Source organism: Georgenia ruanii, assembly GCF_009193175.1.
GTDB classification, from domain to species: Bacteria; Actinomycetota; Actinomycetes; order Actinomycetales; family Actinomycetaceae; genus Georgenia; species Georgenia ruanii.
Genome location: NZ_VUKE01000017.1, coordinates 33,745 through 53,550 on the forward strand (window position 1 = coordinate 33,745; position 19,806 = coordinate 53,550).

The window sequence follows — 19,806 nt, forward strand, 5'->3', positions numbered from 1 at the left end:
GCGCGCTCCGGGTCATGAACCGATCGCCGGCCGTGGGCGGGCCTGGCGCCCGGCGGGGGTCACCGGGCCGGATTCGGCGGGGGTGTCGCGAGGGAGGGTGAGCACCATCCGAGTGCCCACGGCACTCTCGCCCACCCGGAGGTCGCCGCCGTGGGCGCGGGCGATCTCCCGGGCGATCGGCAGGCCCAGGCCGGTGCCGCCGGCGGAGCGTTCGCGGCTGTCGTCCAGGCGCACGAACCGGTCGAAGACCCGGTCCCGCATCGCGGAGGGGATGCCCTCGCCGTCGTCGGCCACCTCGACGACGGCGACCGGCCCGTCGGGCCGGAGCGAGAGGGTGACGTGGCGGCCGCCGTGCAGGACGGCGTTGTCGGTGAGGTTGCGGATCGCCCGGTGCAGGCCTGGCCCGTCTCCGGTGACGCGCACCGGTGGGGCGTGGACGCTTACCTCGACCCCGGCGGCGCGCAGCCGGCGGGCGTCGTCGAGCAACAGGTCGTCGAGGTCCACGTCCTCGCGTCGCAGGGTGTGGGCGTGGTCGTCGGCGCGGGCGAGCAGCAGCAGGTCGGCGACCAGGCGGTCGAGGCGGTCGGTCTCCGCCAGCACGTCGTCCGCGACCGCGTCCCAGTCAGCGCTGTCGGGGTGGCGGCGGGCGACCTCGAGCTCGGCGCGGATGGTTGCCAGGTGCCGCGGTCGTCCTCGCGGCGATCGCCGTCGCCGTCGCCCTCGTTCTCGCCGCCGTGCGCCGCCCGCCCATCACCGAGCTCCGGCGCCTCTAGCGACGAGCGGAGCCACACGACCAGACGACCGAAGCGAGCCATACGACCGATCCGGCCACCACGCCCAGGCGCCACTCAGCGCCTTCTCAGCACGTGTGGGCATGCTCGGCTTGGCGGTTCACCGCCCCGGAAGGAGCACAGATGATTGCGACGTTGACCGCGGCCGTTGTCGCGCTGGTCTCGGGCCTGCACGGGCCCGCGCTGTACGCCCTCGTCGGCCTACTGGCGTTCGGCGAGGGCGCCGCGTTCCTCGGGCTCGTGCTGCCCGGGGAGACGGCCGTCTTCCTCGGCGCCGCGCTCGTCGCGCAGGGCCATGGACGCCTCGCGCTCCTCGTTCCCGTCATCGCCGTCGCGGCGGTGGCGGGCGACTCCGTCGGGTACGAGGTGGGCCGCTGGCTCGGACCCCGCCTGCGGAGCGGGCGGCTGGGCCGGTGGATCGGTGTGGCACGCTGGCGTCGCGCGGAGGCCGAGATCGAGCGTCGGGGCGCGGCGGCCGTGGTGCTGGGCCGGTGGGTGGGGGTGCTGCGCGCCCTTGTGCCCGCGGTGGCCGGGGCCACGCGCATGCCCTACCGCCGCTTCTTGACGGCCAACGTCGCCGGCGGGGTGAGCTGGGCGGTGGCCGTGAGCCTGCTCGGCTACGGCGCCGGCGCTGCGTGGCCGCAAGTCCAGGCGTGGCTTGGCCGGGGTGGTCTCGTCCTGGTCGCGGCCGTCGTCGTGATCCTGCTCAGCCGGCGCGTGCTAGGCCGCGGCGGAGGTCGCCCCGGCGGGCATGACCGGCACGAGACTGCGCCGGAGGCGGCCGTGCCGGAGCGGCGCGCCACGAGCGCTGCGCCCGCCCGGGCGGCCCTGTGACCGGGCCCACCGCGCATCGCACGGCCCGCCCGGCCAGGTCCCTCGTGCCGCTGCTAACCCCCATCCTGCTGACGGTGCTCGCGGTTGCGGCCGCCGCACTGGTCTGGCACGGCGTCGCACACCACACCGGCCTGGCCCGCAACGACCTAGCGGCCACCAGCTGGGCGGTCGCCCACCGGACGCCGCTTGGCACCGCCGTCATGCGGACCGCGACGTTCCTCGCCGGGACGGCGGCGTCGGTGGGGCTCGCGGTCCTGGCGGCGCTCTGGCTGTACTACCGCACCCGCGGGTGGACATGGCCGGTGATCGTCCTGGCCGCGATGGCGGCCCAGGCGCTGCTTGCCGCGACCCTCAAGATCCTCACCGCCCGGCCGCGGCCGCCGCTGGCCCTCGAGCTCGGCGCACCGGCCCGTACCTTCGCCTTCCCCTCCGGGCACACCCTCTCCGGCGGCACGCTCGCCTTCACCCTGGCCCTCGCCATCGCCGCGACGACCGCCCACCGCTGGGTGCGGGCGCTCGTCGGTGTTCTCGCGCTCGTCGCCACCGCGGTGGTCGCGGCCAGCCGCGTCTATCTCGGGTACCACTGGCTCACCGACGTCGTAGCCAGCGCGCTCCTCGCCCTGGCCATCACCGCCGTGTGTGCCGCAGCGGCCGCGCTCCTGCCCGTGACGCATGCGGCCCGTCCGGCGGCCAGGGCATGTGTCGCTGACGACCCCGCCATCGGGCATGCCGAGGGCCAGGGGGACGGAACGCCAGAGCTGCGGGGGAGACCGTGAGGGTGCTCGTCGTCGAGGACGAGCACCGGCTGGCCGAGACGCTCCGCCGAGGGCTGAACGCCGAGGGCTTCAACGTCGACGTCGTCCACAACGGGGTCGATGGACTATGGGCCGCGAGCGAGCACGGCTACGACGTCGTCGTCCTGGACATCATGCTGCCCCGGCTCAACGGCTACCGCGTCGTGGAGGAGATGCGTGCCCGCGACGTGTGGACCCCCCGTGCTCATGCTCACCGCCAAGGACGGCGAGTACGACCAGGCCGACGCCTTCGACCTCGGGGCCGACGACTACCTCACCAAACCGTTCTCCTTCGTCGTGCTCGTCGCGCGCCTGCGGGCCCTGGTGCGCCGCGGGGCACCGGAACGTCCCGTCCTGCTCACGGCCGGCGACCTCACCCTCGACCCGGCCCAGCGCCGTGTTGCCCGCGGCGAGGTGCAGATCAAACTCACGCCCCGCGAGTACGGCCTGCTCGAGTACCTCATACGCCGCGCCGGCGATGTGGCCACCAAGACCGAGATCCTCCGGGCCGTCTGGGACACCAACTACGACGGCGACGACAACGTCGTCGAGGTCTACATCGGCTACCTGCGCCGCAAGATCGACCAACCCTTCCACCGTCAGGCCATCGAGACCGTCCGTGGCGTGGGCTATCGGCTCGCCGCCGACGGCGGCTGAGGCCGTGGGCCGCTGGCACCCCCAGAAGGCCCTGGTACGGGCCACATCCACGCCATCTTGAGCCGGAGTCCTCGGGTTGTGAGCCTCGCAAACGGGACGGTCCTGGTGTGACCGCTGCCGCTCAGGCGGCGGGACGCACGTTGGGGCGGGCCGCCCGCGCGGTCGCGGCGAGCAGCGTGACGATGTGGTCGGCCGGGTCGCCCTGGGGGGCGCCGGTCCGTGGCCGGGCGGACTGCTCGAGCAGCGCCCGGGTCAACTCGTCTGCGGTCCGCGCCCACGGCGCGCCCCCGGCGGCCTCGAGCACCGCGGCGTTGGCCCGGCCGTGCCCAGCGATGCAGCGATAGCTCACCGCCGGGAGGCCGGCCACGAGCGCCTCGGTGAAGCTGAGGCCACCGGCGTTGTGGACGAGGACGTCGGCGAGGTGCATAAGCTCGTGGACGTCGTCGCGCCAGCCGCACGCGATGACGCCGGGAATGCCGGAGAGCCGGCGGCGCAGGGCGGCGTTCCGCCCGCACAGCACCAGCGGCACGAGGCCGACCTGCTGGACGACGCGGCTGGTCTCGTCGAGGTCCCCGAGCCCGAGCGAGCCCGAGACCAGGAGCGCGACCGGCCGGTCACCGGGGATCCCCAGCTCCTCGCGGAGCGCGGCGAGGCGGGCCGGCCCCGGACCGGCGGCGAAGCGCGGGGGGACGAGCGGCCCGGCCGCATGCATGGGAAAGCCGTAGACCGCCTCTCCGTGCTCGGCGGTGGCGGTCGTGACCGTGAGGTGCACGTCGATCCCGCGATGGACCCAGGTCTTGTGCGCCGCCGGGTCGGTCAGATAGGTGACCGCAGGGACGGTGACCTGCCCTCGGGTGCGCAACGTGCCCAGCGTCTGGCTGGCCAGGGGGTACGTGGAGACCACGGTTCCGTACCGCTTCGCCCGGGTCCACCGGTGGACGCGGCGGTCGCCGAGGTGGCAGGACAGGATCACCGCGCCGCGGACCCAGCGGCTGTGCTCGATGCTGTCGAACAGCCACTGGAACGCGGCCGGGATGCGCTGGACGCTGGCCGTGTAGCCCTCGCGCAGGAAGAACCGGAACCACCGGGGGAGGGCCTGGAGGTAGTCACGCACGTCGACGTCGACCCCGCGGTCCCGCAGCCGACGAGCCAGCTCGTGCGCGGCGCCGTCGTGGCCGGCCCCGACGCTCCCGGTCAGGATCAGGACGGCGGGTGCGCCCTCGCCCCCGCCGTCCGGGGCGACGATGGGCATCGGGCTCCACGTGCTGGCTGCGCGGAGATGATCGATCAGGGGCACGAGGTCGGGCCTTCCGAGAGGTGACGGGTTGCCGTGCGCAGACCCATGGGGGAGTCAGGATCGTCGGGGCCGCGAGCCGAGGTGCCCTGGGTCAGTGCGGCCAGGCGGCACACCCCGCAGGCCATGAGGACGAACCCGACCACCTGGGCGACGACCGCCGTCGGGGCCGTTGCGAAGACCTCACCGAAGGCGACGGCGCCCACAATGACCGCGACCAGCGGCTCGGCCATGGTCAACGGAGGCAGGGAGGAGGCCAGGCGCCCCGCCTGGTAGCCCCGCTGCACCACAGCCGTTCCCAGCAGTCCGAGGGTGACCATCAGGTACCCCGGCCAGGTCGTCAGCAGCCGCTGCGGGGCGATCGTGAACTGGTCGACAACCTGCTTGAGCAGTGCGCTCATGAGGCCGAACGCAACCCCGCCGGCAAGGCCGAGCAGCGCCGCCCGGTGCCTCGGCATGGGGCCGTACGCCAGCGCGACCGCGATCGCCGCGACGAGGATGCCGATACCGATCGCCGCGGCGAGCACCCACCCGTCGGCGAGACGAGCGCCCGGCCCGGGGCGTGCGGAGACCAGAAACGTCGCCAGTCCCGCCACCACGACGAGTGCGTAGAGCCACTCGCGTGCGCTGGGGCGCCGGCCGTTGAGCAGCGCGCTGGCCGGCAGGGCGAACAACATCTCCGAGACCAGGAGAGGCTGGACGGCGGCGAGCTGCCCGGCCGAGAGAGCGAGGGCCTGCAACCCCATGCCCGCCGCGCCCGCGACGAATCCCAGCAGCCAGACGGGGCGCCGGGACAGGCCCAGCAGAAGCCCCATCCCGAGCCCGGAGGCCGCGGGTGCGCGCGCGGCGGCGCGCTGCTGCAGCACGCTCGACATCGCGAAGCAGATCGCCGCGAGCAGCGCGGTGAGCAAAGCCACCACGTCAGCGCCCCACGTGCTCGGTCAACGTCCGCACCTGCCAGCGGCGGGCCTGCACGTGCGCGGCCAGCAAGGGGAGCGCGCGGACCGTCCCGCGCCACGAGCCGGGCTCGCTGGTGCAGTCGGAGTCGTGCAAGAGAACGGTTCCGCCGTCCCGCAGGGTGCGCAGCACCGTCGCCGTGATCGCCTCGGCCGGCGCGGAGATCCAGTCCCGCCCCCACGCCGTCCACAGCACCGGCCGCAGCGCGGCCCGCCGGGCCGCCCACATCGTCCCGCCCGACATCACGCCGTACGGGGGCCGGAACCAGTACGGCGCACGACCAGTGACGTCGCCGATCAGCCCCTTCGCGCGTTCGAGGTCCACCCGCAGCGCCAGCGGGCCGCGCGCCAGATGATTTCGGTGCAGGTAGCCGTGCACGCCGATCTCGTGGCCCGCCGCCACGATGTCGCGCGCCACGTCCGGGTAGCGGGCCACCTGGGAGCCGAGGAGGAAGAACGTCACCCGCCAACCGAGGACCTCGAGGACCTCGAGGACGGCGGGCGTACCCCTCGGGTCCGGGCCGTCGTCGAAACTCACCGCGATCCCGCCCGGTGCCCCCACGCCGCTGAGGCGAGGCAGGAAGGCCTGGCGCAGCAGCCGGCCACGCGTCAACGCCGGTGCGGCATGGGCTGTGAGCAGCCCGACTGATGCCGCCAGGAGAACCCAAGGCCCCGCTGTGGGACGGTCCACGGCGAAGACCCGCGACGAGGGGCTGGTAGACCAGCGGGTCCACGAATCCACGTGACGAAACCTTCCCGTGGCACGGGCGTGCGGCCACTCCACCATCTACACGGCAGGTAATAATACGGCCACTGCGGTATCCCTGGTCGCAGGCCAGATCACGGAGCGCCGTTCTGGCGCGCAACACTGGGGTTTGGGCGGGTCGGTCCCTGGATGACACGCCGTGATTCACCGATCTCCAGCGCCGGTAGCACCTGAGTTAGCACATGAACGAGCGTTCACATCGGGGCCGGTCCTGCGTGCTGGAGGGAGGTGACGTGGTGTAGCTGATGCTCACCCGGCCAGGCGGCGGGTGAGGCGAGCCGAGAACTGGTCGCCAGCCAGGCGGCCCCGACAGCGCGGGTCGGCAGCGCCACGGCCATGGCGGCGATGACGAGCCAGGGCACCTCGATGGTCCAGAGCGGGTTGACCTGCGTCAGCTCGTTGCCTTTGAAGAGCACGAGCGCCGCCGCCAGCACGAGTCCCGTGAGCACTCCGAGGATCGTGCCGATCACGACGATCGTCCCCGCCTGGGCGACCACGATCCGTTTGCGGGTGGCAGGTGCGGCGCCAATGGCGGCGAGCGTGGCCAGATCGGGCCGTGACTCGGTGGCCGCCAGTGCGACCACCACCCCGGAGGTCGCATAACCCACCAGCCCTCCGGCGGACCCAGGACGGTTCACCTCCGCCAGCTCGCCCTCGACACCAGCCGCACCTACCAGCCCCAGACAACGACAAAGCCCGAACCCTCAAACTGAGGGTTCGGGCTGTCGCGGATGTCTTGCGACATCACACCGGCGGAGGATGGGGGATTCGAACCCCCGAGGGCTTGCACCCAACACGCTTTCCAAGCGTGCGCCATAGGCCACTAGGCGAATCCTCCTGGGAAAGACGGCCTCGCGGCAGACTTCCGAGAATCGAGGATACCCGACGCCCACGACTCCCTCGACCATCGGGCCCGCCGACCGGGGTGCTCTTGCTCACCCCGCCGGGCCATCCCGGGACCCGCCGGCCCGCCTCGGTTCTTGCCGCCGTGACCGCGTGGCCCCGCGGGCGGGCTCGGGCCCCGGTTGGTCCGTCCGCCGGTCAAGCCCCTGGTCGCTAGCCGGCCTTGCCCGGGCTCCCGTCGCGTCCGTTAGACTGGTCCGCGACCCCCCGTGCGGCGTCATCTTGCCGAACTCCCCCAGGGCCGGAAGGCAGCAAGGGTAGGTGAGCTCTGGCGGGTGCACGGGGGGTCCCTCATCCTCTCCACCGGCCCGACCGGCGTCCCTGATGCGTGTCGGTGCCCCAGCTAGGGTCAGTGTCGTGACAACAGCCCTGTACCGCCGCTACCGGCCGGAGACCTTCCAGGAGGTCATCGGTCAGGAGCACGTGACCGAGCCGCTGATGGCGGCGTTGCGCGCGGACCGGGTCACTCACGCCTATCTCTTCTCCGGCCCCCGCGGCTGCGGCAAGACGACGTCGGCCCGCATCCTCGCCCGCTGCCTCAACTGCGCCCAGGGCCCCACCGACACCCCGTGCGGGACGTGCCCGTCGTGCGTGGAGCTCGCCCGCGGCGGGTCGGGCTCCCTGGACGTCGTCGAGATCGACGCCGCCAGCCACAACGGCGTCGACGACGCCCGCGAGCTGCGGGAGCGGGCCAGCTTCGCGCCGGCCCGGGACCGGTACAAGATCTTCATCCTCGACGAGGCCCACATGGTCACGCCGCAGGGCTTCAACGCCCTGCTCAAGCTCGTCGAGGAGCCCCCGGAGCACGTGAAGTTCATCTTCGCGACGACGGAGCCGGACAAGGTCATCGGCACGATCCGCTCCCGCACGCACCACTACCCCTTCCGGCTGGTCCCGCCGGAGAGCCTGCTCGCCTACCTCGAGCAGCTGTGCGCCGCCGAGGGTGTCCAGGTGGGCGGCGGCGTGCTGCCGATGGTGGTGCGCGCGGGCGGGGGCTCGGTGCGCGACACCCTCTCCGTGCTCGACCAGCTCATCGCCGGCGCGCAGGACGGCGCCCTGGACTACGACCGCGCCGTGGCCCTGCTGGGCTACACCGACGCGGCCCTGCTCGACGACGTCGTCGACGCCATCGCCGCCCGCGACGGGGCCAGCCTGTTCCGGGTGGTCGACCGGGTCATCGGTACCGGGCACGACCCACGCCGGTTCGTCGAGGACCTCCTGCAGCGCCTGCGCGACCTGGTCGTCATCGCCATGGCGGGCGAGCACGCCGCCGCCGCACTGCGCGGGGTGCCCTCGGACCAGCTCGACCGCATGCGCGCCCAGGCCCAGGCGCTCGGCCCCGCCCAGGTGTCCCGCGCCGCCGACCTCGTCAACGACGCGCTCACCGAGATGACCGGCGCCACCTCCCCGCGCCTGCAGCTCGAGCTGCTGTGCGCGCGGATCCTCCTGCCCGGTGCGGACGCCGGCGAGGCCGGCTACGGCGCCCGGCTGGACCGCCTCGAGCACCAGGTCGCTACCGGCGCGCGCCCCGCGGCGACATCCGGCGCCCTGGCCGCCGTCGCGCCCGCCGCCCCGGCACCCGCCCCGGCGCCCGCCGCTGCGGCACCCGGCCCCGCGCCCACGGACACGTCCCCGGCGGCCGCCCCTGCTCCGGCCACCGCCCCCGCTCCGGCCGCGCCCGCCGCGCCGGCTGTGGCGGCAGACGGCGCTCCGGACGCCCGGCCGGCCGGCACCGCGCCCGTCGCCGGACGACCGGCGCCCTCGTCGGCCCCGGCCCGGCCCGCCGTCACGCCCGCGGCGCCCGCCGGTCCCGCCGCGCCCACCGGTCCCACCGCGCTCGCCCAGGGCGGCGCGGACGACGGCGGCGCCGACGCGGAGATGATCCGCAACCGGTGGTCCGAGGTCGTGGCGACGCTCGCACGCATGAAGCGGTCCACCTGGACCCTGGTGTCCCAGAACGCCCACGTGGGCGAGGTCGCCGGCGGGGTTCTGCGGCTCGTGTTCACCACCGCCGGCCTGGCCACCGCCTTCCGCAACGGCCCGCACGCCGCGCCCGTGCAGCAGGCCCTCGCCGAGACGCTCGGGGTGCGCCTGCGCATCGAGGCCGTCGCGGCCGACGGGTCCGGCGCCCCGGGGCTCGCGGGTCGGGCGGCGCCCACCCCTGCCGCGGCGCCCGTGCCGAGCGCCGCCACGCCGCCGAGCGCGGTCCTCAGCGCCCGCGCGAGCTGGCAGAGCCCCGCCACACCCAGCGCCGCCTCCCCGGCCGCCCCCGGCCCCGCGGCGCCGGCGGTCCCCGCCCCGGAGGACGACTACCCGCTGCCGCCGGAGCCGGTCGACGACGAGGGCCCCCACCCGGACGGTGCCGCGGCGTTCGCGCCGGCGCCCGCCGCCAGACCGGCCACGGCGCCGCCCGCGCCCGCCGCCCCGGCTCCGGTGCCGGCGCCCCGGCCCACGGTCTCGCCCGCCGACGACGTCGCCTCCTTCGACGACCCTGACGCCGAGGGCTCCGGCCTGGTCGGCGCGCCTCTCGTGGCCAAGGTGCTCGGCGGCACAGTTATCGAGGAGATCGCCGTGCCGCCGCAGGGGGCGATGTGATGGCTGGGGTCTACGAGGGTGCCGTCCAGGACCTCATCGACGAGCTCGGCCAGCTGCCAGGCGTGGGTCCCAAGAGCGCCCAGCGCATCGCGTTCCACATCCTCTCGGCGGACGCCGACGTCGTCGCGCGCCTGGTCAACGCCCTCACCCAGGTCAAGGAGCGGGTCCGCTTCTGCGAGATCTGCGGCAACGTCTCCGAGGGGCCGCGCTGCCGGATCTGCGAGGACCCGCGGCGCAACCCCACCGTGCTCTGCGTGGTGGAGGAGGCCAAGGACGTCGTCGCGATCGAGCGCACCCGGGAGTTCCGCGGCCGGTACCACGTGCTCGGCGGGGCCATCAACCCCATCGACGGCGTCGGCCCGGACGACCTGCGCATCCGCGAGCTGATGACCCGCCTGGCCGACGGGGAGGTGGAGGAGGTCATCCTCGCCACCGACCCGAACATCGAGGGCGAGGCCACGGCCACCTACCTCGCGCGGCTGCTGCGCGGAATGGGGATCGCCGTCTCCCGCCTCGCCTCCGGGCTGCCCGTGGGCGGCGACCTCGAGTACGCCGACGAGGTCACCCTGGGCCGGGCGTTCGAGGGCCGGCGGCGCGTCGAGTCCTGACGCCCCGGCCTCCGCGCGGGCCCGCCGCCCGGCCACCCTCGCTGACGTGGTGAGATACCCGTCGTGCCACCGGAGATCGACACCCTCGCCCTCGTGCTGCTCGTCCTCGCGGGCCTGACCGCCGGGTGGGTGGACGCGGTCGTGGGCGGTGGTGGGCTCGTCCAGCTGCCGGCGCTGCTCCTCATGCCGGGCCTGACCCCGCTGCAGGCGCTGGCCACCAACAAGGTTGGCTCCATCATGGGCACCTCGACCAGCGCCCTGACCTACTACCGGCGGGTGGGCCCGGACCTGCGCACCGCCGCGCCGATGGCGATCGCCGCGTTCCTCGCCGCCGTCGGGGGCGCCGCCGTGGCCAGCCGGATCCCCGCCGCCGCGTTTACCCCGATCATCCTCGTCGCCTGCGTGTCCGTCGGCGCCTGGACGCTGGCCCGTCCCGCGCTCGGGCGCACCACCGCGCTGCGGTGGGAGGGGCGCCGGCACGTCGCCGCCGCGCTCGGGCTCGGCCTGCTCATCGGCGCCTACGACGGCGTCCTGGGCCCGGGCACCGGCAGCTTCCTCGTCATCGCCCTCGTCGGGGTGCTCGGGTATGCGTTCCTGCCGGCCTCCGCGATCGCCAAGATCGTCAACTTCGCCACCAACCTCGGTGCGCTCGCCTTCTTCGTCCCGCATGGCGCCGTGGTCTGGCCGCTCGGGCTGGTGGTCGGCACGGCCAACCTCGTCGGCGCCTACATCGGCGCCCGCATGGCGGTGGCCCGCGGCAGCGCCTTCGTCCGTGTGATCTTCGTCCTCGTCGTCGGCGCGCTGGTGATCCGGCTGGCCTGGCAGACCGCCGACCAGTACTGGATCTGACACGAAACGGCGCGCCGCGGCCGCGCCCGGGGCACCCCGACCGGGCGGCCATGTGGCGTCCACCATCCGGATCCGTCGCTGACCGCAGCATGAGACGCACCTAGACTGGTGCGGGTCAGCGGCGGCGGAGTATCGCATCCCGCCGCCTTCCCACCGGTACCGGAGCACACTCGTGGCCCTCGTCGTGCAGAAGTTCGGCGGCTCGTCCGTCGCCGACGCCGCCAGCATCAAGCGCGTCGCCAGGCGGATCGTCGAGACGAAGCAGGCCGGCAACGACGTCGTCGTCGTGGTCTCCGCGATGGGTGACACCACCGACGACCTGCTCGACCTCGCCGGCCAGATCACCGACATGGCCCCAGCGCGGGAGATGGACATCCTCCTCACCGCCGGCGAGCGCATCTCCATGGCGCTGCTGGCCATGGCCATCCACGAGCTCGGCGTCAAGGCCCGCTCCTACACCGGCCAGCAGGCCGGCCTGCGCACCGATACCCGCTACGGCAAGGCCTCCATCACCGGCGTGGTGCCCGAGCGGGTCACCCGGGCGATCCGGGACGGGCAGGTCGCCATCGTCGCCGGGTTCCAGGGCGTCAACGAGCTCGGCGACGTGACCACCCTCGGTCGCGGCGGCTCCGACACCACCGCCGTCGCGCTCGCCGCGGCGCTGGAGGCCGACGCCTGCGAGATCTACACCGACGTCGACGGCATGTTCTCGGCCGACCCGCGTATCGTGCCCGCCGCACGGCACGTCGCCCGGTTGACCTACGAGGAGACCCTCGAGCTGGCCGCCCAGGGCGCGAAGATCCTGCACCTGCGGGCGGTGGAGTTCGCTCGCCGCTACAAGGTGCCGCTCCACGTCCGCTCGTCGTTCTCGAACAAGGAAGGCACCTGGGTCACCGACACGCCCGTCGAGACCAAGACCGAGGAGGAAGCCATGGAAGACCCGATCATCTCCGGCGTCGCGCACGACCGCAGCCAGGGCAAGATCACCGTCATCGGCGTCCCGGACATCCCCGGCACGGCCGCCCGGCTGTTCGAGGTGGTGTCCTCCGCCGACGCGAACATCGACATGATCGTCCAGAACGTCTCCTCGGCCGCGACCGGCCTGACCGACATCTCCTTCACGCTGCCCGAGGCGGACGGTCCGGCCACGCTCAAGGCGATCGAGGCGGCCAAGGACGAGCTGAAGTTCGAGGAGCTGCGCTACGACGACCAGATCGGCAAGCTCTCCCTGGTGGGCGCCGGCATGCGCTCCCACCCCGGCGTGTCCGCGAAGCTCTTCGGTGCCCTCGCCGCCGCCGGCATCAACATCGAGATGATCTCGACCTCGGAGATCCGCATCTCCGTGGTCACCCGCGCGCAGGACCTCGACACGGCCGTGCGCGCCGTGCACACCGCATTCGGCCTCGACGCCGCAGAGACCGAGGCCGTGGTCTACGGAGGGACCGGACGATGACCACCACCGCAGCATCCGCCCAGCCGGCCGCGCAGGGCGCCGGCCTGACCCTCGCCGTCGTCGGCGCCACCGGCCAGGTCGGTGAGGTCATGCGCACCCTGCTCGAGCAGCGCGACTTCCCCGCCGCCACCGTGCGCTTCTTCGCCTCCGCCCGCTCGGCCGGCAAGACCCTGCCGTACCGGGGCGGGGAGATCGTGGTCGAGGACGTCGCGACGGCGGACCTCGCCGGCGTCGACATCGCCATCTTCTCCGCGGGTGGCGCCGCCTCCCGCGAGCATGCGCCGCGGTTCGCCGCGGCCGGCGCCGTCGTCGTGGACAACTCCTCCGCGTGGCGCAAGGACCCCGAGGTGCCGCTCGTCGTCTCCGAGGTCAACCCGCACGCGATGGCAGACCGCCCCAAGGGCATCATCGCCAACCCCAACTGCACCACCATGGCCGCGATGCCCATCCTCAAGGTGCTCGACCGGGAGGCGGGGCTGCAGCGGCTCGTCGTCTCGACCTACCAGGCCGTCTCCGGCTCCGGCCTCGCCGGGGTCCAGGAGCTCGAGGGGCAGGTCCGCGCCGCCGTCGAGCAGGACTTCACCCGGCTGGCCCTCGACGGCTCCGCGGTGACGATGCCCGAGCCGGTGAAGTACGTCGCGCCCATCGCGTTCGACGTCGTGGCGCTGGCCGGCTCGCTGGTCGACGACGGCTCCGGGGAGACCGACGAGGAGCAGAAGCTGCGCAACGAGTCGCGCAAGATCCTCGAGCTGCCCGACCTGGCCGTCGCCGGCACGTGCGTGCGGGTGCCGGTGTTCACCGGGCACGCGCTGTCGATCAACGCCGAGTTCGCCCGCCCGCTCAGCCCCGAGCGGGCCCGCGAGCTGCTCGCCGACGCCCCCGGCGTCGAGCTCTCCGACGTGCCGACGCCGCTGCAGGCCGCCGGCGCCGACCCCAGCTTCGTCGGGCGTCTCCGCACCGACCAGTCCGTGCCCGGCGGGCGCGGCCTGGCGATGTTCGTCGCCAACGACAACCTGCGCAAGGGCGCGGCGCTCAACACCATCCAGATCGCCGAGCTGCTCGCCAAGGAGCTCGTCGCCGCCTGACGACGCCGACGGGGCCGCAGCCAGCTCGACGAGCCGGCTGCGGCCCTGTCGCATGCCTGCGCGACCCTGGCCACGCCGCCGGCCCGGCCCGTAGGCTGACGGCGCAACCCTGCCGCCGCTGTCAGGAGCCGACATGACCGAGAGCACGCCGCAGCGCCCCACCGTCATGTGGTGGGAGGTGCCCGTCACCGACCTCGCCCGGGGCAAGGAGTTCTACGGTGCGGTCTTCGGGTGGAGCTACACCCCGATGGGCGACGACGAGAACTACGCCATCATCACCGTCGGCGGGGACTTCGTCGGGGGCCTGTACAAGGCCCCGCCGGACACCCCGACCGCGCCGTCCGTGCGCATCTACGTCAACGTCGAGGACCTCGAGGCGACCCTGCAGGCGGTCGAGGCGGCGGGTGGGTCGGTGACCACGCCGCGCACCGAGGTCGGCGGCGACATGGGCTGGTGGGCGGAGATCGCCGACCCGGACGGGCGCTGGCTGGGACTGACCACGAGCAACCCGCCGCGGGGCTGAGCCCCGCCCCTCCGCGACCGCCCTGCCCTTGTGGCCGCAACCAACCTGCCAGCCTGGCTGCGACCAGAAGGGCAGGCTGGCTGCGCCCAGTGGCGAAAGGGCCGGGGGTCAGGGCCGGTCGGGCAGGTGGCGGCGCACGAAGTCGAGCTGGCGGCGCAGCTGGGCCACCTCCTCGTCGTCGACCACGCTGCCGTGCCCGGCGCCGTAGGTGTACAGCTCCACCTCGCCGGGGTAGTCCTCGCGCGCCCGCAGCGCCCGCACGTAGTTGAGCACCTGCCCCAGCGGGCAGCGCGGGTCGTTCTCCCCGGCCATGACGAGCACCGGCGCCCGCACGGCGTCGACGTAGGTCAGCGGGCTGGCCACCCGGTAGGCCTCGGGCGCCTCCTCGGGCGAGCCGCCGAAGATCGACCGGTCGAACGCCTGCAGGTCCGGCATCTCCTCGTAGTAGGCGGTGACGTAGTCGGCCACCGGCACGTCGGCGAGGCCCACCGCCCACCGGCCGGGCTGGGTGCCCAGCCCGAGCAGGGTGAGGAACCCACCCCAGGAGGCCCCGGCCAGCACCGACCGGGCCGGGTCGACCACCCCGTCGGCCACGAGCGTGTCGTGCACCGCGGCGATGTCCTCCAGCTCGGTCAGGCCCACCCGCCCCTCGAGGGCGTCGCGCCAGGCCGACCCGTACCCGGTCGAGCCGCGGTAGTTGACGCTCACGACGGCGAACCCGTGGTCCACCCAGGCGGCGAGGTAGGCGGAGAAGGAGTCCGACCGGTGCCAGGCCGGCCCGCCGTGGACGTCGACGAGCGCGGGGAACGGACCGTCGCCCGGCGGCACGCGCAGCAGCGCGTGCACCCGCCCGCCGGGCCCGTCGGCCCACACGTCGCGCACCGGCACCGACGGGGCCGCCCGCAGCCCCTGCGGGGCGAGGATCTCCCGGCCCGTGGTGGCCGAGACCACGGTGCGCGGGCTCGCGGCGGACGACCACCGCAGCCACACGTCCCCGTCGGGCCGCGGGCTGGCCTCGGACACGGTGCCGTCCGCCGGGCCCACCGGGGTGGTCACCGCGCCGGCGAGCACGTGGCGGTACAGCCGGGTGCGCGCCTCGTGGTCGACGGCGACGAGCAGGGTGGCGCCGTCGGGGTACCACCAGGCGTCGGTGACCTCGCCGGGCAGCGGCGCCCCGCCGGGCAGGCGCAGGACGACGTCGTCGACCAGGCCGGTGCCCAAGTCCCACACGGCCAGCTCGGCGCGCCCCCGGCGCTCGTGGGCGAGGAGCAGCCGCAGGTCCCCGTCGCGCGGGGCGAAGTCGATGGCGGTCAGCCCGCGGCCGGGGCCGTCGTCGAGGTCGGCGACCACCGCACCGGTGTCCGCCGCGACCACCCGGAGCGCCATGTGGCGGTTGTCCCCGCGCTCGGAGTGCTCGATGGCCACGAGGTTGCCGTCGTGGGACAGCGCCGCCGCCTCGGCGTCGCACTCGTGCCGGTACAGCAGCACCAGCTCGTCCGTGCCCGGCTCCGTCGCGCCGACCACCACCTGGTGGATCGTCGTGCCCTGCTCCGAGCTGCGCCCGACGACGGCGGTGCCGTCCCGGGCGAGCAGCAGCCCGGCCGGGTAGGCGTCCGGGAGGTCGACGGGGTCCTGCACGCCGTGCCCGGGCGGGGAGCCGAAGGGCTGGCGGCGCCACCGGCCGAACTCGTCGCCGTCGGTGTCGTCGAACCACCACAGCCACCGGCCCAGCGGGTCGATCGTGGCCAGGGTGGTGCCCTGCGGCCGGTCCGTCGCCTGCACCAGCCGGCCGGTGCGCTGGTCCCAGGAGTGCACCTGCAGCACCCCGCGGGCGGTGGCCACCACGCAGGCCCGCGCCGGGGCGTCCTCGGCCCACTCGGGCAGCTCGACCTGGTGGGCGCGCAGCCGCATCTCCCACGGCGGCGGGGGCCAGTCGGCGGCGGGGGGTCGGGCGGCGGAAGGGGTGCTCACCCTCGCAGCGTAGAGCCGCCCGGGCGGTGGCCGCCGCGGCCCCGAGGTGCCACCGCGGCGCGGGGCGCGGCATCATGGAACGTCCCTCGCCCGGCCACCGTTTTACCGGTCACCGCTGACCCGCGCAGAAGAGGGGGCACCGATGCTGCACGCGCGCACCAGCCCCGCCGCGAAACGCGCCGTCCTGCGCGAGCGGCTGGCGACGGCCGAGCAGCCGCTGCGGCTGCCCGGGGCCTTCAACGCCCTGACGGCGAAGCTCATCGAGGAGCTCGGCTTCGAGGGGGTGTACGTCTCCGGCGCCGCGATCTCCGCCGACCTCGGCCTGCCGGACCTCGGCCTGACCACCCCGACGGAGGTGGCGGACCGGGCCGGGCAGATCGCCCGCATGACGGACCTGGCCACGCTGGTCGACGCGGACACCGGCGACGGCGAGCCGATGAACGTCGCCCGCATCGTCCAGGTCCTGGAGGAGCACGGGCTGGCCGGCTGCCACATCGAGGACCAGGTCCACCCCGTGCGCTGCGGCCCCGGCAACGGGGAGGAGACCGTCGACGCGACCACCGCCGTCCACCGCATCCGCGCGGCGGTGGACGCCCGGCGGGACGGGAACTTCCTCGTCGTCGCCCGCACCCTCGTCCGCGCCGCCTCCGGCCTGGACGGCACGGTCGAACGGGCCCGGGCCCTCGTCGGGGCCGGGGCCGACGTCGTCTTCCCCGAGGGGCTGCGCGACCTGCGCGAGTTCGAGGCCGTGGTGCGCGCCGTCGACGTGCCGGTGCTGGCCGAGATGAGCGAGTTCGGGGGGTCGGCCCTGTTCACGGTCCGCCAGCTCGCCGACGCCGGCGTGCGGATGATCGTCTACCCCGTCACACTGCTGCGGCTGGCGATGGGCATCGCGGAGCGCGGGCTCGGCGTCCTGGCCACGCAGGGGACGCAGGCCGCCCTCGTGCCGGAGATGCAGACGCCCGCGCGGCTCGACGCGCTCCTCGACGCCGCCGCCTACACCGCCTTCGAGGAGCTCATCGCCACCTACCGGCCCGACGGCACCGAGGAGTGATCGTGTCCCAGACGTCCGAGATCCACCGCGGCCTGGCCGGCGTCGTCGTCGACGTCACAGCGATCTCCAAGGTCGACGCCGCGAGCAACTCCCTGCTCTACCGGGGCTACCCGGTCCAGGAGCTGGCCACCCAGGCCACCGTCGAGGAGGTGGCGCACCTGCTCTGGCACGGCGAGCTGCCCAGCCCCGACCAGCTCGCCGTCCTCATCGCCGAGGGCCGGACGGCGCGGTTCCTGCCCGACGCGGTGCGGGTCGCCGTCGAGGCCCTGCCGGTGACCTGCCACCCCATGGACGTGTGCCGCACGGCGGTGTCGGTGCTCGGGGCCAACGACCCCCGGGCGGAGGACTCCTCCCGCGAGGCCGAGATCGCCAAGGCCGTCCAGCTCTTCGCCGTCATGCCCGGCGTCGTCGCGCTGGACCAGCGGCGCCGGCGCGGGCTGGCGCCGGTCGAGGCGCGGGCCGACCTCTCCTACGCGGAGAACTTCCTGTGGATGACGTTCGGAGCGGTGCCCGACGACGTCGTCCTGCGCACGTTCGAGACCTCCCTGATCCTCTACGCCGAGCACTCCTTCAACGCCTCCACCTTCACCGCCCGGGTCATCACCTCCACGCTCGCGGACCTGCACTCGGCGGTGACCGGCGCCGTCGGGGCACTCAAGGGCCCGCTGCACGGCGGCGCCAACGAGGCGGTGATGCGCACCTTCGACGCCATCGGCTCCGCCGCGAACGTCCCGGCCTGGCTGGACGCGACGCTGGCCCGCAAGGAGAAGGTCATGGGCTTCGGCCACCGGGTCTACAAGCACGGCGACTCCCGGGTGCCGACGATGCGGGCCGCGCTGGACGACCTCGTCGAGCACACCGGCCGCCACGACCTGCTGGAGATGTACGAGGCCCTCGAGCAGGGGATGCGCGAGCGCACCGGCATCGAGCCGAACCTCGACTACCCGGCGGGCCTGGCGTACCACCTCATGGGCTTCGACACCTCGACGTTCACGCCGATCTTCGTCGCGGCGCGGGTGCTCGGCTGGACGGCGCACATCATGGAGCAGCGCGCCGCCAACGCCCTCATCCGGCCGCTGAGCGAGTACGTCGGGCCCGCCCAGCGCGAGGTGCCCGAGGGCGTGTGACCGGGCGGGTCAGCACGGCTCGACGGCGCGGCGCACGCGCGGCCGCGGCCGGAGGGCGGCCAGCACGAGGCGGGCGCGGGCGAGCGCCCTGGCGGGCGCGGCGGGGGCCGCGCGATCGGGCAGCCCGTGCAGCCGGCGGTGGTGCTCGGCCCGGGCGAGCATCTCCTCGTGGTGGATGCGGGCGAGCATCTCGTGCGGGTGCCCGATGTAGGGCGCCGTCTGGCGGGTCATGGTTCCTGCTTCCGAGTGCGTGTCGGGATGGGGGAGGGACGTGCGGTGGATGGCGGAGGACCGGCGCGACGGGTCAGTGGAGGGTCCACTCGTCCTCGCCGAAGGCGCGGTGGCTCTGCGGCGGGCGGCGGTTGGTGAAGGCGTGCCCCCGGTCGTCGTGGCGGATGACGACGACGAGGTAGGCCAGGAGGGCGAGCGCCACGGCGGCGGCCAGGACTGAGATGACGATCACGATGAGGAACATGGCAGAAATCATGCAAGCATCTGAGAAGTGCCACGAGTGGCAGAGAAGTCATGTTCCATCGATTTTCTGCCACGTTCGTGCCACCATGGATGCGTGATCACGAACGTGGCCGCCCTCGTCTACGACGGCGTCGCCCCCTTCGAGCTCGGCGTCGTCTGCGAGTCCTGGGGCGTGGACCGCTCCGACGACGGCCTGCCCACCTTCGACTTCGCCGTGTGCGCCCCGCGGCCCGGGACCGTGGCGACCAACACCGGCTTCGCCCTGCAGGTCGAGCACGGTCTCGAGCGCGTCGCCGCGGCCGACCTCGTCGTCGTGCCCGCCGTCGGCCGGCAGCGCCCCGTGCCGGACGAGGTGATCGAGGCGCTGCAGGGGGCGTACGCGCGCGGCGCACGGATCATGTCCGTGTGCACCGGGGCCTTCGCCCTCGGCGCCGCGGGCCTGCTCGACGGGCGCGAGTGCACCACCCACTGGATGCACACCGCCGAGCTGGCCGAGCGGTTCCCCGCGGCCCGGGTGATCCCCGAGGTCCTCTACGTCGACGACGCCCCCGTGCTCACCAGCGCGGGCACCGCGGCCGGCCTTGATGCCAGCCTGTACCTGTGGCGCCAGGAGTTCGGCTCCGCGGCCGCCAACCAGGTGGCGCGGCGGATGGTCGTGCCGCCCCAGCGCGAGGGCGGCCAGGCGCAGTTCATCACCAACCCGGTGCCCGCGTGCGACGCCGAGACGCTCGGGCCGGTGCTGACCTGGATCCTCGAGCACCTCGACGAGCCGCTCGACGTGCCCACCCTGTCAGCCCGCGCGCTGATGTCCCCGCGCACCTTCGCCCGCCGGTTCCGCGCCGAGACGGGCACGACCCCGCACGCGTGGATCACCGCCCAGCGGGTCCGGCGCGCCGAGCAGCTCCTGGAGGAGACCGACCGGCCGGTGGAGCGGATCGCCGCCGAGGTCGGGTTCACCCCGGCGGTGCTCCGCCACCACCTGGCCCAGGCGCGCGGCCTGAGCCCGCAGCGCTACCGGCGCCGCTTCTCCGCCGTCGTCTGACGGGCGGGGCGGATCAGGCCGCGGCCCCTG

General features: G+C 74.3%; 19 protein-coding genes, 1 tRNA gene, 1 other RNA gene and 1 pseudogene. 13 read left to right on the forward strand and 9 right to left on the reverse strand.

What is annotated here, in order from left to right:
- Nucleotides 1–12 precede the first annotated feature (12 nt).
- Entirely contained in the window at nt 13–600 is a 588-nt protein-coding gene (locus tag GD880_RS15700) for a sensor histidine kinase (protein WP_152232558.1), read from the reverse strand.
- Between the two features lie 314 nt (nt 601–914).
- Between GD880_RS15700 and GD880_RS15705 the strand changes: the two genes are divergently transcribed.
- From GD880_RS15705 to GD880_RS15715, 3 genes and pseudogenes are all read left to right on the forward strand, one after another.
- Complete coding sequence (locus GD880_RS15705; protein WP_152232559.1) at nt 915–1,625, forward strand: DedA family protein; 711 nt, start codon at nt 915–917, stop codon at nt 1,623–1,625.
- 44 nt (nt 1,626–1,669) lie between these two features.
- Nucleotides 1,670–2,401 carry a phosphatase PAP2 family protein gene (locus GD880_RS15710; protein ID WP_193314557.1) on the forward strand — a complete coding sequence of 244 codons (732 nt, stop codon included), beginning with the start codon at nt 1,670–1,672 and terminating at the stop codon, nt 2,399–2,401.
- Nucleotides 2,398–3,076 (forward strand): annotated as a pseudogene (locus GD880_RS15715) (response regulator transcription factor). The gene GD880_RS15710 and the pseudogene GD880_RS15715 overlap by 4 nt, the downstream one beginning before the upstream one ends.
- A gap of 121 nt (nt 3,077–3,197) precedes the next feature.
- Here GD880_RS15715 and GD880_RS15720 read toward each other — a convergent pair.
- From GD880_RS15720 to GD880_RS15740, 5 genes are all read right to left on the reverse strand, one after another.
- On the reverse strand, nt 3,198–4,328 hold the full coding sequence (locus tag GD880_RS15720; RefSeq protein ID WP_152232561.1) for an MGDG synthase family glycosyltransferase: 1,131 nt from the start codon (nt 4,326–4,328) through the stop codon (nt 3,198–3,200).
- Between the two features lie 35 nt (nt 4,329–4,363).
- Entirely contained in the window at nt 4,364–5,287 is a 924-nt protein-coding gene (locus GD880_RS15725) for a DMT family transporter (RefSeq protein WP_152232562.1), read from the reverse strand.
- 4 nt (nt 5,288–5,291) lie between these two features.
- On the reverse strand, nt 5,292–5,864 hold the full coding sequence (locus GD880_RS15730) for a polysaccharide deacetylase family protein (RefSeq protein ID WP_264372292.1): 573 nt from the start codon (nt 5,862–5,864) through the stop codon (nt 5,292–5,294).
- Nucleotides 5,865–6,286: 422 nt separating this feature from the next.
- Complete coding sequence (locus GD880_RS15735; RefSeq protein ID WP_193314558.1) at nt 6,287–6,700, reverse strand: FtsX-like permease family protein; 414 nt, start codon at nt 6,698–6,700, stop codon at nt 6,287–6,289.
- A 145-nt stretch (nt 6,701–6,845) separates the two neighbouring features.
- Nucleotides 6,846–6,930 (reverse strand) — tRNA-Ser (locus GD880_RS15740).
- 263 nt (nt 6,931–7,193) lie between these two features.
- Here GD880_RS15740 and ffs point away from each other — a divergent pair.
- The 7 genes from ffs (at nt 7,194) to GD880_RS15775 (ending at nt 14,108) form a co-directional block, all read left to right on the forward strand.
- Nucleotides 7,194–7,290, forward strand: an RNA gene (ffs, locus tag GD880_RS15745) — signal recognition particle sRNA small type.
- A gap of 62 nt (nt 7,291–7,352) precedes the next feature.
- Nucleotides 7,353–9,590 carry a DNA polymerase III subunit gamma and tau gene (locus tag GD880_RS15750; RefSeq protein WP_152232565.1) on the forward strand — a complete coding sequence of 746 codons (2,238 nt, stop codon included), beginning with the start codon at nt 7,353–7,355 and terminating at the stop codon, nt 9,588–9,590.
- A complete protein-coding gene (gene recR, locus GD880_RS15755; RefSeq protein ID WP_152232566.1) occupies nt 9,590–10,198 on the forward strand; it encodes a recombination mediator RecR in 609 nt (202 codons plus the stop codon). Before GD880_RS15750 ends, recR begins: the two co-directional genes overlap by 1 nt.
- A 63-nt stretch (nt 10,199–10,261) precedes the next feature.
- Entirely contained in the window at nt 10,262–11,047 is a 786-nt protein-coding gene (locus GD880_RS15760; RefSeq protein WP_152232567.1) for a sulfite exporter TauE/SafE family protein, read from the forward strand.
- Nucleotides 11,048–11,219: 172 nt separating this feature from the next.
- Nucleotides 11,220–12,500 (forward strand): aspartate kinase, encoded by a 1,281-nt coding sequence (locus tag GD880_RS15765; protein WP_152232568.1) that lies wholly within the window; start codon nt 11,220–11,222, stop codon nt 12,498–12,500.
- Nucleotides 12,497–13,585 carry an aspartate-semialdehyde dehydrogenase gene (locus GD880_RS15770; RefSeq protein WP_152232569.1) on the forward strand — a complete coding sequence of 363 codons (1,089 nt, stop codon included), beginning with the start codon at nt 12,497–12,499 and terminating at the stop codon, nt 13,583–13,585. The genes GD880_RS15765 and GD880_RS15770 overlap by 4 nt, the downstream gene beginning before the upstream one ends.
- 133 nt (nt 13,586–13,718) lie before the next feature.
- Complete coding sequence (locus tag GD880_RS15775) at nt 13,719–14,108, forward strand: VOC family protein (RefSeq protein WP_152232570.1); 390 nt, start codon at nt 13,719–13,721, stop codon at nt 14,106–14,108.
- A 108-nt stretch (nt 14,109–14,216) separates the two neighbouring features.
- Here GD880_RS15775 and GD880_RS15780 read toward each other — a convergent pair whose 3' ends face one another.
- Entirely contained in the window at nt 14,217–16,079 is a 1,863-nt protein-coding gene (locus GD880_RS15780) for a S9 family peptidase (protein ID WP_226909720.1), read from the reverse strand.
- Between the two features lie 142 nt (nt 16,080–16,221).
- On the opposite strand from GD880_RS15780, the gene GD880_RS15785 reads away from it, so the two are divergent.
- Both GD880_RS15785 and GD880_RS15790 read left to right on the forward strand, forming a co-directional pair.
- Nucleotides 16,222–17,133 carry an isocitrate lyase/PEP mutase family protein gene (locus GD880_RS15785; protein WP_152232571.1) on the forward strand — a complete coding sequence of 304 codons (912 nt, stop codon included), beginning with the start codon at nt 16,222–16,224 and terminating at the stop codon, nt 17,131–17,133.
- 2 nt (nt 17,134–17,135) lie between these two features.
- The gene (locus GD880_RS15790; protein ID WP_152232572.1) at nt 17,136–18,260 is read left to right on the forward strand and encodes a bifunctional 2-methylcitrate synthase/citrate synthase; all 1,125 of its coding nucleotides are present in this window, start codon (nt 17,136–17,138) and stop codon (nt 18,258–18,260) included.
- 9 nt (nt 18,261–18,269) lie between these two features.
- Here the strand turns inward: GD880_RS15790 and GD880_RS15795 are convergent, their stop codons facing one another.
- Nucleotides 18,270–18,491 carry a hypothetical protein gene (locus GD880_RS15795; RefSeq protein ID WP_152232573.1) on the reverse strand — a complete coding sequence of 74 codons (222 nt, stop codon included), beginning with the start codon at nt 18,489–18,491 and terminating at the stop codon, nt 18,270–18,272.
- A 73-nt stretch (nt 18,492–18,564) separates the two neighbouring features.
- Complete coding sequence (locus GD880_RS20430; RefSeq protein ID WP_193314559.1) at nt 18,565–18,735, reverse strand: hypothetical protein; 171 nt, start codon at nt 18,733–18,735, stop codon at nt 18,565–18,567.
- Between the two features lie 93 nt (nt 18,736–18,828).
- Here GD880_RS20430 and GD880_RS15800 point away from each other — a divergent pair, with 93 nt between their 5' ends.
- Nucleotides 18,829–19,776: a GlxA family transcriptional regulator gene (locus GD880_RS15800; RefSeq protein WP_152232574.1), complete on the forward strand. Its 948-nt coding sequence runs from the start codon at nt 18,829–18,831 to the stop codon at nt 19,774–19,776.
- Nucleotides 19,777–19,806 lie beyond the last annotated feature (30 nt).